20 protein-coding genes are annotated in these 10752 nt (G+C 55.5%); 4 read left to right on the plus strand and 16 right to left on the minus strand.

What is annotated here, in order from left to right; genetic code table 11:
* The first annotated feature begins 228 nt into the window (after window positions 1–228).
* Both DXH95_RS04825 and DXH95_RS04830 read left to right on the plus strand, forming a co-directional pair.
* The gene (locus DXH95_RS04825; RefSeq protein ID WP_115548277.1) at window positions 229–867 is read left to right on the plus strand and encodes a Yip1 family protein; all 639 of its coding nucleotides are present in this window, start codon (window positions 229–231) and stop codon (window positions 865–867) included.
* A 54-nt stretch (window positions 868–921) separates the two neighbouring features.
* Window positions 922–1455 (plus strand): J domain-containing protein, encoded by a 534-nt coding sequence (locus DXH95_RS04830; RefSeq protein WP_115548278.1) that lies wholly within the window; start codon window positions 922–924, stop codon window positions 1453–1455.
* A 4-nt stretch (window positions 1456–1459) separates the two neighbouring features.
* Here DXH95_RS04830 and DXH95_RS04835 read toward each other — a convergent pair whose 3' ends face one another.
* The 11 genes from DXH95_RS04835 to DXH95_RS04885 form a co-directional block, all read right to left on the minus strand.
* On the minus strand, window positions 1460–1864 hold the full coding sequence (locus DXH95_RS04835; protein ID WP_115548279.1) for a SufE family protein: 405 nt from the start codon (window positions 1862–1864) through the stop codon (window positions 1460–1462).
* Between the two features lie 26 nt (window positions 1865–1890).
* Window positions 1891–2133 carry a hypothetical protein gene (locus DXH95_RS04840; protein ID WP_115548280.1) on the minus strand — a complete coding sequence of 81 codons (243 nt, stop codon included), beginning with the start codon at window positions 2131–2133 and terminating at the stop codon, window positions 1891–1893.
* A gap of 20 nt (window positions 2134–2153) precedes the next feature.
* Window positions 2154–2432, minus strand: a complete 279-nt coding sequence (locus DXH95_RS04845) for a hypothetical protein (protein ID WP_115548281.1) — start codon at window positions 2430–2432, stop codon at window positions 2154–2156.
* Window positions 2429–2719, minus strand: coding sequence for a hypothetical protein (locus tag DXH95_RS04850; protein ID WP_115548282.1), 291 nt, complete (start codon window positions 2717–2719; stop codon window positions 2429–2431). Before DXH95_RS04850 ends, DXH95_RS04845 begins: the two co-directional genes overlap by 4 nt.
* A 21-nt stretch (window positions 2720–2740) precedes the next feature.
* On the minus strand, window positions 2741–3025 hold the full coding sequence (locus DXH95_RS04855; RefSeq protein WP_420822284.1) for a hypothetical protein: 285 nt from the start codon (window positions 3023–3025) through the stop codon (window positions 2741–2743).
* Between the two features lie 66 nt (window positions 3026–3091).
* Entirely contained in the window at window positions 3092–3379 is a 288-nt protein-coding gene (locus DXH95_RS04860; protein WP_115548284.1) for a hypothetical protein, read from the minus strand.
* A gap of 20 nt (window positions 3380–3399) precedes the next feature.
* Window positions 3400–3654 (minus strand): hypothetical protein, encoded by a 255-nt coding sequence (locus tag DXH95_RS04865; protein ID WP_115549409.1) that lies wholly within the window; start codon window positions 3652–3654, stop codon window positions 3400–3402.
* 45 nt (window positions 3655–3699) lie between these two features.
* Window positions 3700–4083 (minus strand): envelope stress response membrane protein PspC, encoded by a 384-nt coding sequence (gene pspC, locus DXH95_RS04870; protein WP_115548285.1) that lies wholly within the window; start codon window positions 4081–4083, stop codon window positions 3700–3702.
* 1 nt (window position 4084) lies between these two features.
* The gene (gene pspB / locus DXH95_RS04875; protein WP_115548286.1) at window positions 4085–4375 is read right to left on the minus strand and encodes an envelope stress response membrane protein PspB; all 291 of its coding nucleotides are present in this window, start codon (window positions 4373–4375) and stop codon (window positions 4085–4087) included.
* A 4-nt stretch (window positions 4376–4379) separates the two neighbouring features.
* The gene (pspA, locus tag DXH95_RS04880) at window positions 4380–5048 is read right to left on the minus strand and encodes a phage shock protein PspA (RefSeq protein ID WP_115548287.1); all 669 of its coding nucleotides are present in this window, start codon (window positions 5046–5048) and stop codon (window positions 4380–4382) included.
* A 124-nt stretch (window positions 5049–5172) separates the two neighbouring features.
* Complete coding sequence (locus tag DXH95_RS04885) at window positions 5173–5352, minus strand: hypothetical protein (RefSeq protein WP_115548288.1); 180 nt, start codon at window positions 5350–5352, stop codon at window positions 5173–5175.
* 174 nt (window positions 5353–5526) lie between these two features.
* Here DXH95_RS04885 and pspF point away from each other — a divergent pair, with 174 nt between their 5' ends.
* Complete coding sequence (gene pspF, locus DXH95_RS04890; protein WP_115548289.1) at window positions 5527–6582, plus strand: phage shock protein operon transcriptional activator; 1056 nt, start codon at window positions 5527–5529, stop codon at window positions 6580–6582.
* A 4-nt stretch (window positions 6583–6586) separates the two neighbouring features.
* Here the strand turns inward: pspF and DXH95_RS04895 are convergent, their stop codons facing one another.
* The 3 genes from DXH95_RS04895 to DXH95_RS04905 form a co-directional block, all read right to left on the minus strand.
* Window positions 6587–7321 carry a class I SAM-dependent methyltransferase gene (locus DXH95_RS04895; RefSeq protein ID WP_115548290.1) on the minus strand — a complete coding sequence of 245 codons (735 nt, stop codon included), beginning with the start codon at window positions 7319–7321 and terminating at the stop codon, window positions 6587–6589.
* A 35-nt stretch (window positions 7322–7356) separates the two neighbouring features.
* Entirely contained in the window at window positions 7357–7965 is a 609-nt protein-coding gene (locus DXH95_RS04900) for a superoxide dismutase (protein WP_115548291.1), read from the minus strand.
* Window positions 7966–8071: 106 nt separating this feature from the next.
* Window positions 8072–8689 (minus strand): TetR/AcrR family transcriptional regulator, encoded by a 618-nt coding sequence (locus DXH95_RS04905; protein ID WP_115548292.1) that lies wholly within the window; start codon window positions 8687–8689, stop codon window positions 8072–8074.
* A 91-nt stretch (window positions 8690–8780) separates the two neighbouring features.
* On the opposite strand from DXH95_RS04905, the gene DXH95_RS04910 reads away from it, so the two are divergent.
* A complete protein-coding gene (locus tag DXH95_RS04910; protein ID WP_115548293.1) occupies window positions 8781–9395 on the plus strand; it encodes a glutathione binding-like protein in 615 nt (204 codons plus the stop codon).
* Here the strand turns inward: DXH95_RS04910 and DXH95_RS04915 are convergent.
* Both DXH95_RS04915 and DXH95_RS04920 read right to left on the minus strand, forming a co-directional pair.
* Complete coding sequence (locus DXH95_RS04915) at window positions 9392–10069, minus strand: nitroreductase (RefSeq protein ID WP_115548294.1); 678 nt, start codon at window positions 10067–10069, stop codon at window positions 9392–9394. The two genes, DXH95_RS04910 and DXH95_RS04915, sit on opposite strands and share 4 nt — an antisense overlap.
* Window positions 10070–10131: 62 nt before the next feature.
* Window positions 10132–10695, minus strand: a complete 564-nt coding sequence (locus DXH95_RS04920; protein WP_115548295.1) for a urate hydroxylase PuuD — start codon at window positions 10693–10695, stop codon at window positions 10132–10134.
* Window positions 10696–10752: the final 57 nt, after the last annotated feature.

A 10752-nucleotide genomic window follows, 5' to 3' on the forward strand; every position in this document is an offset into this window, starting at 1 on the left:
TTGGCCGAACCGATAGCACCCACCACCTCGATACCGCGAGTTGCGGCTAAGGTTTCAACGGCGAACCAATGCTGAAAAACGGAGAGCAACGATAACAAGCCAATTAGGACTACCAAAGCACGTGAAAACAACATCATGGCGGTCAATCCCTCCCTTTTTATTTACATAATGTCTTGATTGTGGTTGTCTGTCATCTGGAAGGTCGGTTTATTACTGAGGGGAAACCAAATGTCACTTGTCGATCGCGTAAAGAATATCCTTTTGCAGCCTAAATCGGAATGGGAAGTCATTGCAGGCGAGAGCACGACAGTCGGCGGACTGTTTACGGGCTATGCTGCAATTTTGGCGCTATTGCCGGTTGTAGGCGGTATCGTCGCTATGGGCCTTTTGGGCATTTCGGCAGGTGGCATGGGCGGCCTGGGCGGTGCCGGGCTCAGTATAGGTTTGAGCGCGGTCGTCGCAATGAGCGTTATTGGCTATTTTGTCGGCCTCGCTGTGCTGTGGCTGATGTCATTCATCGTCAACGCCGTGTCGCCAAGTTTCAACGGTAAATCGGAAATGGTTCAGGCAACCAAGCTGATGACATATTCGTCGACACCCAATTGGGTCGTCGGACTGGTTAGCCCGTTCATCCCGATAGTTGGCTCGTTGCTCGGCCTTGGGGCTATCGCTTATGCGGTTTATCTGATTTATCTGGGTCTGAAACCGGTTCTCGGTGTGCCTCAGGAAAAGGTCGCCGGTTTCACGGTCGTCATTGTTCTGATTTACATCGTCCTTTCGCTAGTCGTTGGCGGAATTGTTGCCGCAACATTGTTCTCCACCTTTTTCGGAGGTGCAATGATGGCTGGAGCAATGGCAGGGGCCTAATCTAGCCAAAACTCCTGCTGGTATCCGGGCCATGTCCTCGCTAAAGGCGGCGGCATGGCTCGTTCTTCAAGATCGAATGATTGGGGTTTTCCCCGCTGGCGCGGATATGGCTCGTCACGTGAAGCGCAATCGATAAGGTTGTGCGACCGGGTTGGCTGCGATCGTGCCGGCAACTGTCCTGCACCAAAATCTCCTAACAGTCCTGAACGCTGGATGTTCTGTGAAGATCATGCTGCCGAGTATAACAGGGGATGGGACTATTTCGCCGGTCTGACCGCAGAAGAAGCCGCAGAACGTGAATCGGACGAACGCCGCGATAATAGCGGCTACCGCGAATCTGCGCATTATGGCTGGGCGGGCCCAGGCGACGGCAGTCGCAGTCGCGATGAAATGCGCGCGCTGGAACTTCTGGGTTTGGAGAGCGATGCTTCGTTTGAGGATGCAAAGAAGGCCTGGCGCCGGATTGCAAAGGAAACGCATCCCGACGTCAACCCGGGCAATGCGGATGCCGCAAAGGCGTTTCAGGCAGGACAGGCCGCATATGATGTATTGCGCGCGGCCGAAGACCGCCGCGAATGGAAGGGCTGAAAACTCAGCCTGAATAACGTGCAGCGGTCGCCCGGATTAGTGCGATCATATTGGGAATGCCCTGCGTCCGATTCGAACTTAGCTGATTTTTGAGGTCGAACGGCGCGAGTACAGCTTCGATATCTAGTGCACCGATTTCCGCAGCGGTTTTTCCTTCTACCGTTTTCAGAACAAGTGCGATGATGCCTTTGGTGATGGCTGCATTGCTGTCGGCGAGAAATGACAGTTGGTTGTTTTCCGTGACCGGGTACACCCAGACGCTGGCCGAGCAACCGCGCACTAGTGTCGCGTCAGTCTTCAACGCATCGGGCATGGGCGACAGGGCTTTGCCCAGATCGATCAACAGGCGATAACGATCATCGCCATCTAAAAATTCATATTCGTCTAGAATGTCAGCCAATGCAGTCATAGAAGCTGCGCTTATGGCGTCAGCCTTTAGATATCAATGCCCGCCGCAATGGCCTCCAGCTTTTTCACACGTTCCTTAAGGTCAGCGACCTCGATCCGTGAGACGGTAGACGGGACGCCATCCGGCGCTAGCCGGTGCTGGCTCTCCATTTCAATACGCTTGAGTTCAATCCAGTCGCGCCATCCGCGCAGGCTGGCGGCAGCAATGATGCCGACGGTTGCAAGCGCGAGGGCGCTTACAGTCAGGTAGAAGCTGGGGTCCTGTGGCATGGTCCTTCCTTCCTTTTCGGTTACCGGTCGCGCAGCGCTTCGATCTCGCGGCTGACGTCGAGGGCGCTTGAGTTATCGGTAGCGATGCGTTCCAGAACTTTAATGCGCTCTTTCAGCTCGCTGATTTCGTTCTGCAAAGCTTGCGTTTCGCTATTATTCGCCAGCCGCTGGGTTTTGTTCCCCAGCATATCCTGATCTTCGATTATGCCGTACTTCGCCTGATGCTTGCTCTGGATGATCTTGCCGATAGTGATGATGGCAATGATGGCTACGACCATCGTGAAGGGATCGCCGATCATTTGATTACTTCCTTTTCATGTGTTGGCTGAGCGGGCAGGCTGCGAAGTGCCTCGATTTCGTTGGCGAGACTATAGCCCTGATCCGTCACTATGCGTTCGAGAACAGCGACCCGTTCTTCAAGTCGTCCCTTGTCGGCTGCATATTGCGCGGCTTTTTCAGCGATGTTCTGGGCATCCAGTTCCATCTGCCGCTCTTTCAATTTCATCCATGGGCGGAAAATTGCCCCGGCAAATATGGCGAGCAATCCGCAGCAAATGCCCAATATAGGTATGAGTAAGGGGCTCATCGGGGTGGCTTTCTATTTGGTTCAGTTAGTAGGGCCGCGCAGGGCTTCGATTTCAGAAGTCAGCCTGTGCGCATCATCGACTACGATTTTCTCCACACTCGCAAGGCGGTCCTTGATTGAACCGAGTTCGGCGCGCAGTTGGGCATTTTCCTGACTTAGCAGTTTGATCCGTTCGATCGATTCCTGATCGGTCTTGGGATAAATTGCTTGGCCCCATGCGCCATCAAGCGGATAGCCATTCTTGATACGCAGCCAAGTTGTGATAACCCAGCCGGCCGAAATTGAGACAATTCCTATGCCGATCATCGGGCCGATTGCAGAAAGTATGGCTAGTTTATCCGGGTCCATTTTCTTGGTCCTTTTCGTTGCGCTTTAGCGCAGGCTCTCGATCTCGTCGGCCAGGCGCACGCCTTTGTCGGTCGCGATCCGCTCCAGAACGGCGATCCTTTCCTCCAGGCGGCTAATCTTGCCGCCAAGCTGTTCATTCTCGCTGGTCAAAAGTCCGATTTTGCGCTCGGTTTCGGGCAGTTCTTTGGTGGTTTTCCCACCCCATTCATCTTCCAACGCATAGCCATGCTTGGCACGGATCCAGTTGTTGATCACCCAGCCTGCGGTGCACAGGCCAACGATCCAGATTATCGTGTCGGGTCCCATATCCATTTTCCCTTTCCTTGCTGAGCTCAGCGCAAGCGTTCGATTTCGCGGCCCAGATTGAGGCTGCTGTCGGTCGCGATCCGTTCCATGACCGAAAGCCTGTCTTCCAGACGGAGCATTTGGCCGCGCATCGCTTCATTTTCGTTGACCAACAATTCGGTCTGCCGGGTAGGCGTCAGTCCCTCTTGAGCGAGAGCTGCCTTGACCTTGCGGCGACCATACCACTGGATTGTGAGCGTGATTGCTGACCCCATCAATGCTCCGAGGAACAAGATGGCCATAAAATCGCCTTCGTGCATGTAATCCCTCCCAAGCCGACCTAGCGCTTAGCGCAGGCTTTCGATTTCGTCGGCGAGTTGCTTGTTGTTGCTGACGTAAAAGGTTTCCATGTCAGCGAGGCGACGGTCGATTTCGCGGAAGCGCGAACGGATGTCGCGGGTCGTGCGGGCAGGGGACTGGCGGACACCCTGCCAGAATTTCTGCTCGGCCTTATCCTCCGTATAGAGGTGGATCGGCTTTTTGTCGGCCATCCAGGCGGTGATCCAATAAGCAATCAGCGTCCAGGGAAAGCCGCCCATCAATGTGAGCATGACCGCGCCCAGCCGAACCCAGAGGACATTGACCCCTGTATAGTCCGCTATGCCTGCGCAAACGCCCTTCCATTTGCCATTCTGCTTATCGAGATAGAATTTGGTGTGCATGCCAGACATCTCAGTTCTTCCTCTCCAGTCGGCGGATATTTTCTAATTGGGCATAGTCCTCACTCTCATGATCGAGGCGGCGGGGATGCCAATCGGGATTGTCGGCAGCGACAAGGCGTTCGACGGTGTCGAGACGGTCTTCGAGGCGTCGTGCCAGTTCGTGCATGTCACCTAGCATGCGTTCATCATCATTGGTCAGCGTTGCTGCGGTTTTCCAGCGGGTGACATAGTGCATCACCAGCCAGGGCAGCCCGATGAAGAGCATCCCGACGACAAAAATGGGTACAAGGGTATCTTCCATCGGTTCAGCCCTTCTTCATTGCTTTTTTCATGGCTTCGAGTTCGGCATCGACCTCGTCGATGGCGTTCAAAGCGTCGATCTCTTCGCCGAGCGTCTTGGGGCCATCGGCACCAATTGAAAGTGCATCGGCATAGCCCTGTGCCTCATCGACCCGGCGTTCGAGATCATCGAAGCGGCTGAACGCGTCGCGGACCTTGTCACCATTATACATGGTGCGCAGCTTGACCTGGTTTTCGGCGCTTTCGAGGCGCGTCATCAGCGCGTTCTGACGCGATCGGGCGTCGATCAGCTTCTTCTGCAGTTTGTGGATGTCGGCTTCTGACGCCTTCAGGGCATCGTCGAGCACAGCTACTTCCGAACGAAGCTGGTCGGCCATGTCGACCGCCTTCTTACGCTCGACCAATGCGGCCTTGGCCAGATCTTCGCGTTCCTTTGACAGAGCCAGCTGGGCTTTCTCGGTCCAGTCAGCCTGCAGATGGTCGAGCTTGGCGATATGGCGCTGCAGCTCTTTCTTGTCGGCAATTGTACGTGCGGCAGACGCGCGCACTTCGACAAGGGTTTCTTCCATCTCCATGATGATCATGCGGATCAGCTTCGCAGGGTCTTCCGACTTGTCGAGCAGGTCGGTGACATTGGCGGCGATGATGTCGCGTGTCCTGGAAAATATGCCCATTGGGTAACTCCGGATATTGAAACGTTCAGTCGACTGGAACATTGCACGAAAAGGGGCGACCGGGGCAAGCTCTTGTAGGGGAGCTGGGGGAGAGCTTTCGCGCCCCGGTCGGCGGCTTGCAGCGTCAGGCAAGATAGGCACTAACGCCGACAGGCCGGTTGGACTGTTCTGCTGCATGGTGGCTGGCATCTTTCTGCTGAATGACAAAGGACGAAAGCCCGAATGCGATGAGCAGCAGCATCGAGATCGACGCGCCGACAATCGTTCCGGTCGGCTGGGTTTCGGTCTGGTTGAGCTTTTGCATTTTCTTCCCTCTTGGTTTCGGCCTTTGTGCGGCTTGCCAGAGACATAGCAGGAGGCGTGCCAATTTGATGGCAATGGCGGAAATCCGTCTAAAATATACAAAACTGACACCAAAATCTGCTTATGCACCATGTAAAACTTGCCAAATGATGGTGAAATATGCCAACAGTGGGGAATGGAACGCGGCACGCAATTCATCGGCCAAAGCTCGGCCTTTCTGGATGCGGTCGAACGCGCCAGCCGCGCTGCTTCATTGAATCGTCCGATTCTTGTCATTGGTGAACGCGGAACGGGCAAGGAATTGATCGCAGAACGTCTCCATCGCCTGTCGCAGCGTTGGGACGGCCCGTTGGTTACAATGAACTGCGCTGCCTTACCTGAGACGCTGATCGAGGCCGAACTGTTTGGGCATGAGGCAGGTGCCTTTACCGGTGCCACCCGTGCACGCGAAGGGCGCTTTGAAGAGGCGCATGGCGGCACATTGTTTCTTGATGAACTGGGCACGCTTTCGATGGGCGCACAAGAGCGCCTGCTGCGCGCCGTCGAATATGGCGAAGTCACGCGCATCGGCTCATCCAAGCCTATTCGCGTCGACGTCCGCATCGTTGGCGCGACCAACGAAAGCTTGCCCGACATGGTCGCGAAAGAGCGCTTCCGCGCCGACCTTCTCGACCGTTTGAGTTTCGAGGTTATCACCCTGCCGCCTTTGCGTGTCCGTGAGGGGGATATCGAGGTGTTGTCCGACTATTTCGGGCGTCGCATGGCGAATGAGCTTGAATGGGATAGCTGGCCGGGCTTTGGTCAGGTCGCACGCCGCGCAATGGAAAATTACAGCTGGCCAGGCAATGTCCGCGAGCTCAGAAATGTTGTCGAACGCGCGGTGTATCGCTGGAATTCGCCCGAACAGCCGGTCGATTATGTCCAATTTGATCCGTTTGAAAGTCCCTGGACAGCGCTTCCCGCCGCGAACGCCCAACCGCGCGAAAGCGAAAGTGGCGGTGGGCAAGAGGATGGCGCGGGCCAATCACGCCATTCGACCGATTTCTCGGCAATCAGTGAGGCGCAGATCAAGGTCGGCGATTTCAAGGCAACCACAGAAGCGTTCGAAAAAGCGCTGCTGGAACAGGCGCTTGCACAGCATCGCTATAATCAGCGGCAAACGGCCAAGGCGCTCAATCTCAGTTATGACCAGCTGCGGCACAGCCTGAAAAAGCACGACCTGCTGGGCTGAAAAATCAGCCGTTGGATATCACCAACCGGTAGCCGACATCGAGTTCCTGCAGTTTCAGAATGTCGGCGTGCTGCTCCGCCCATGCACCGCTGTTCAGATCGATCGTTAGCTGTTCCAAAGCTGCCTCTGTCCCTTCGATTTTCCAGAAGGAGGACATTCCCTTCCGGATGATCGGGTCGAGATACGCCCGCGGTCGTCTCCAATAGGCATAGAGGAAACCGTCAGAGCAATCATGCGGCACAGGCACGGTCGAGACAGAGACTGGCCCTAGCCAATTTTGATATTCATCGATTCCGGGCATTTGCCCCTCATCGAGTGTCACAAGCGCTGGCAGATAGTCGGTCAGCCAGCATCCGCGATGCGACGGATCAAAGGTAAGCAGCACAATCGGCCCTCGGGTTACGCGGCGTATCTCGGCCAAGCCCTTCGCCTTGTCGGGCCAATGGTGGATTGTCAGAATTGCCATGGAAGCATCGAAACTTTTGTCTTCGAAGGGAAGGCTGTCGGCGCTCGCCTGCACTGCCGGCCTCAGATGCGGGGGGCGTTGCGCAATCATTTCGGCGGATGGTTCGACTGCCGTCACCACGCGGTCGGTCGGCTCATAATTCCCGGCACCAGCACCCACATTGAGCACAGTTCTGGCATTTCCCAGTGCGGCATGGATATGCCGACCAATGCGCGGGTCTGCTTTGCGCAAATTGGCGTAATCAGCACCGATTATGTCATAAGTTGCAGACATGGATTGGATCTAACGCCGGTAAGGGCTTCAAGCAATTACCCTTTTTGGTCCGCGCGTTCCGCACCTTTGCCGTCGAGATTGAGAGCAACAAAATCCCAATCGATGGCCTCGTTCAAAATCGCATCGATATGCGCGGCGCGGTCGTTGCGGTAATCGATATAATAGGCATGCTCCCATACATCGAGGATCAGCAGCGGCGTATCGCCATGCTTCACCGGGCAATCGGCATCATGATAGCTTTTGATCTGCAGTTTCTCGCCGTCGAGTAGCAACGCAGTCCAGCCGCTGCCGAAATGGCCGGTTGCTTCTTCTTTTAATTTTGCGAGCAGATCGGCGTGCGAAACGAATTGATCGGCAATCATATCGGCCAGTTTACCGCCGGGCGTTTTGGCTTCGAAGCTCAAGCATAGCCAGTAGAAGCTGTGGTTCCAGATTTGCCCGACCTGGTTGAATAAGCCGCCCTTGGCGCTTTGGATTAGTTCAACCAGCGATTTTCCCGCAAGAGCCTCGTCTTCAGCCACAAGCTTGTTCGCCTTGTCGACATAGGCTTTGTGGTGCTTGCCATGATGATATTCGAAAGTTTCAGCCGAGATCAGATCGCCGAAAGCTGTTGTGGCATAGGGGAGCTGGGGGAGGGTGAACATCGCTTGTCCTTTTCTTTGCGCAGGAGTGACGCTGAAATCACTATATAGGAACGCACTCTGTGGTTCCGATAAAAGCAGCGATGGAAGGGTGCGCAGACGCGATGGGCTAACCTGCAGAGTCAATTTTGGTCAGAAAATGGATCGTTTCGCGAGCCATTGAACGAAGCATTGTTTCCTTAGTGCCAGCCCGGGCTCGCAGCGCGATGCTTTGTAAAGTGGCTGTAGCGATATGTGCCAGTTGTTTTGCTGACGCCGAAGGCAAGATTTCACCACAGGATTGTGCGCATTCAAAGCGCCGCTCAAAGGCTCCATCGATCTGGTCTATGACCGTTGCGAGTTCATCGCGTATTGCAGCATCGCTGCTGGCTTCGGCGGGCGCAGTACACATAATCATGCAACCGCGCGGGATCGAACCGGATAGATAGAGCGTGATGGCCGCATCGAAAAAGTCTGTCAGCTCGTCCGCAATGGGTGCTGCGCCAGCCAACAGTGCAGTCAAGGCTGCGTTCAGCTGCGCCTCAACGGCGTTTAGCGATGCAAGGTACATTGCGTGCTTGTCGCCAAACAATTCGTAAAGACTGGGTCTACTGACACCTGCGGCCTCTGACAGCTCGGATAACGACGCTCCGGCATAGCCCTTGTCCCAAAATTGGTTGAGCACCGCTTGACGGACAGCCGCCTCGTCGACTTGCTTTGGGCGTCCGCGACCTTGCTTGGTTTTCATAATATCCTACCGAGCTGCAGATAAATATTGACGGCTATTATTTATCTGCATATCGATAGATAAATCAACCGCCCATCCGAAAGGATTTTCCATGCAGCTCTATTTCGCACCTTTGTCCTGCTCGATGGCGACGCGGATCACGTTGTATGAGCTGGGGTTGGAAGCGGAGTTCCACCAGGTGGGGTTGATGAACAAGCAACTGGTTGCAGACGGCTCTGATTATCTGGCTATCAATCCGAAGGGGCAGGTTCCTGCTTTGCGCACTGACCACGGCGACATTCTGACCGAAGGGCCAGCCATTCTGCAATATGTCGCTGATCTAGATCCAGACCATCGCATGGCACCCGCCGCTGGAACGATCGGACGGGCCAAATTGCAGCAATGGCTGAATTATATCGCGACCGAGGTGCACAAGGCGGTGTTCTATTTCCTGTTCAATCCGGCTTCTCCACTCGAAGCGAAGGCCTTTGCGCGTGATACGCTGCTGCCTGCTCGATATGATTTTCTCTCGCGGCATCTAGAGGGGCGTCACTATCTGCTCGACCAGTTTTCGGTCGCCGATGCCTATCTGGCAACGACGCTCAATTGGGCGGCACCCGCCGGCGTCGATTTGGCGCAATGGCCGGTGCTGAAGGCGTGGCACGAGCGGATTTTGGTCCGCCCGGCTGTGGCGCGCGCTTTTGGCGAAGAGCTCGCTCTGCGTTAGGCGTCAAACCCTACGAAGGTTGCGGCCTCGGCCACGGACTTGCGTGGCGGCACAACGGCGTTCGACGGGAAGTCCATATCGGGCCAACCCAAAGCGATGCTCTTCATGATCACCTGATCGTCTGCGATTCCCGCATGTTCTCGGACGACAGGCGATTGCATGATGCCCTGGCTGTTGATCACTGTGCCGAGCCCACGTGACCAGGCGGCGTTGACCAGTGCTGTGGCCACAGCGCCGCAATCGAACGGGGTATCATCGCTGCCGTCGAGCACCTTGTCATAGGTGATAATCACACACACCGGCGCATCGAACTGGCGGAAACCGCGCAGCACCCAGTCCTGCCGCTTTTCCTTATTGTCGCGCTCGATCCCCATCGCGCCGAATAATTGCTTGGCGACGTCAACCTGTCGTTCGCGATGGATGCCTTCAAATGCCTGGCCGGTGCGGAATTCGCGTGACTGGGGAACGCCAGCTAGCGTGCGTTCGGTGTTACCCTTGCGGATACGGTCGAGCGGTTCGCCGGTGATGACGTAAAAATTCCACGGCTGCGTATTCATCGACGAAGGCGCGCGCATGGCCAGTGTCAGGATTTCCTCGATCAGCTCGCGCGGAACCGGGTCCGGCTTATAGCCTCTTATGCTGCGGCGACCAAAAATAACGTCATCAAAATCCATCTCTCTCTCCCGTTAAAAAAGGCGGCTCAAAGGCCGCCTTTTCCATTTTTCTGTGTCGGCTGTCAGCCGCCGTTGAAACCGATCATCGCGTAGAGCATCGGGATCGACAGTAGCGTGTTGGTGCGCGAAAACATCATCGCACGGGTTGCGGCTGCGGCCTTGGTTGCATCGTCCGCCTCGACCAGACCGAGCGCCTTTTGTTGGGCTGGCCAGATCACAAACCAGACGTTAAAAGCCATGATCAGCGCCAGCCACATGCCGATGCCGATCAGGCGGTGGCTTTCGGCAAGCATGAGAGCATCGACTAGATAGCCTGCGCGCCATGCGATGATCAGGCCGAAAAGCACAGTGAGCGCCGCACCCCAGCGGAAGAAAAACAAGGCCGACGGCGCGATATGTTTCGAAACACCCGGTTTCAGTTCAGCCGGGATTTTGGGCATGGTCGGGATCTGGACGAAGTTGAAATAATAGAGCAGCCCGATCCAGAGGATGCCAAAGAAAGTATGCAGCCAACGGATTGTCTGTTGTTCCAAATCGCCATTGGCAGGAACGCCTGCAATCAAAAGCAACGCAAGGACCAGGCCGACGCCCAGCACCGCGTGCAGATTTCCAAAAAACTTCGCCATTTCGCTTCCCCTTTAGGCTCTGGTTTAAAATCGTAGGTCGACCCTAACCAAGCGAAG

It is taken from the genome of Sphingorhabdus pulchriflava (assembly GCF_003367235.1).
Classification (GTDB): domain Bacteria; phylum Pseudomonadota; class Alphaproteobacteria; order Sphingomonadales; family Sphingomonadaceae; genus Sphingorhabdus_B; species Sphingorhabdus_B pulchriflava.

Excerpts from the sequence above, each read along its gene's own strand:
- DXH95_RS04825 (WP_115548277.1), top strand. The coding sequence starts at position 229 with ATGTCACTTGTCGATCGCGTAAAGAATATCCTTTTGCAGCCTAAATCG.
- DXH95_RS04830 (WP_115548278.1), top strand. The coding sequence starts at position 922 with ATGGCTCGTTCTTCAAGATCGAATGATTGGGGTTTTCCCCGCTGGCGC.
- DXH95_RS04835 (WP_115548279.1), bottom strand. The coding sequence starts at position 1,864 with ATGACTGCATTGGCTGACATTCTAGACGAATATGAATTTTTAGATGGC.
- DXH95_RS04840 (WP_115548280.1), bottom strand. The coding sequence starts at position 2,133 with ATGCCACAGGACCCCAGCTTCTACCTGACTGTAAGCGCCCTCGCGCTT.
- DXH95_RS04845 (WP_115548281.1), bottom strand. The coding sequence starts at position 2,432 with ATGATCGGCGATCCCTTCACGATGGTCGTAGCCATCATTGCCATCATC.
- DXH95_RS04850 (WP_115548282.1), bottom strand. The coding sequence starts at position 2,719 with ATGAGCCCCTTACTCATACCTATATTGGGCATTTGCTGCGGATTGCTC.
- DXH95_RS04855 (WP_420822284.1), bottom strand. The coding sequence starts at position 3,025 with ATGATCGGCATAGGAATTGTCTCAATTTCGGCCGGCTGGGTTATCACA.
- DXH95_RS04860 (WP_115548284.1), bottom strand. The coding sequence starts at position 3,379 with ATGGATATGGGACCCGACACGATAATCTGGATCGTTGGCCTGTGCACC.
- DXH95_RS04865 (WP_115549409.1), bottom strand. The coding sequence starts at position 3,654 with ATGGCCATCTTGTTCCTCGGAGCATTGATGGGGTCAGCAATCACGCTC.
- pspC (WP_115548285.1), bottom strand. The coding sequence starts at position 4,083 with ATGTCTGGCATGCACACCAAATTCTATCTCGATAAGCAGAATGGCAAA.
- pspB (WP_115548286.1), bottom strand. The coding sequence starts at position 4,375 with ATGGAAGATACCCTTGTACCCATTTTTGTCGTCGGGATGCTCTTCATC.
- pspA (WP_115548287.1), bottom strand. The coding sequence starts at position 5,048 with ATGGGCATATTTTCCAGGACACGCGACATCATCGCCGCCAATGTCACC.
- DXH95_RS04885 (WP_115548288.1), bottom strand. The coding sequence starts at position 5,352 with ATGCAAAAGCTCAACCAGACCGAAACCCAGCCGACCGGAACGATTGTC.
- pspF (WP_115548289.1), top strand. The coding sequence starts at position 5,527 with ATGGAACGCGGCACGCAATTCATCGGCCAAAGCTCGGCCTTTCTGGAT.
- DXH95_RS04895 (WP_115548290.1), bottom strand. The coding sequence starts at position 7,321 with ATGTCTGCAACTTATGACATAATCGGTGCTGATTACGCCAATTTGCGC.
- DXH95_RS04900 (WP_115548291.1), bottom strand. The coding sequence starts at position 7,965 with ATGTTCACCCTCCCCCAGCTCCCCTATGCCACAACAGCTTTCGGCGAT.
- DXH95_RS04905 (WP_115548292.1), bottom strand. The coding sequence starts at position 8,689 with ATGAAAACCAAGCAAGGTCGCGGACGCCCAAAGCAAGTCGACGAGGCG.
- DXH95_RS04910 (WP_115548293.1), top strand. The coding sequence starts at position 8,781 with ATGCAGCTCTATTTCGCACCTTTGTCCTGCTCGATGGCGACGCGGATC.
- DXH95_RS04915 (WP_115548294.1), bottom strand. The coding sequence starts at position 10,069 with ATGGATTTTGATGACGTTATTTTTGGTCGCCGCAGCATAAGAGGCTAT.
- DXH95_RS04920 (WP_115548295.1), bottom strand. The coding sequence starts at position 10,695 with ATGGCGAAGTTTTTTGGAAATCTGCACGCGGTGCTGGGCGTCGGCCTG.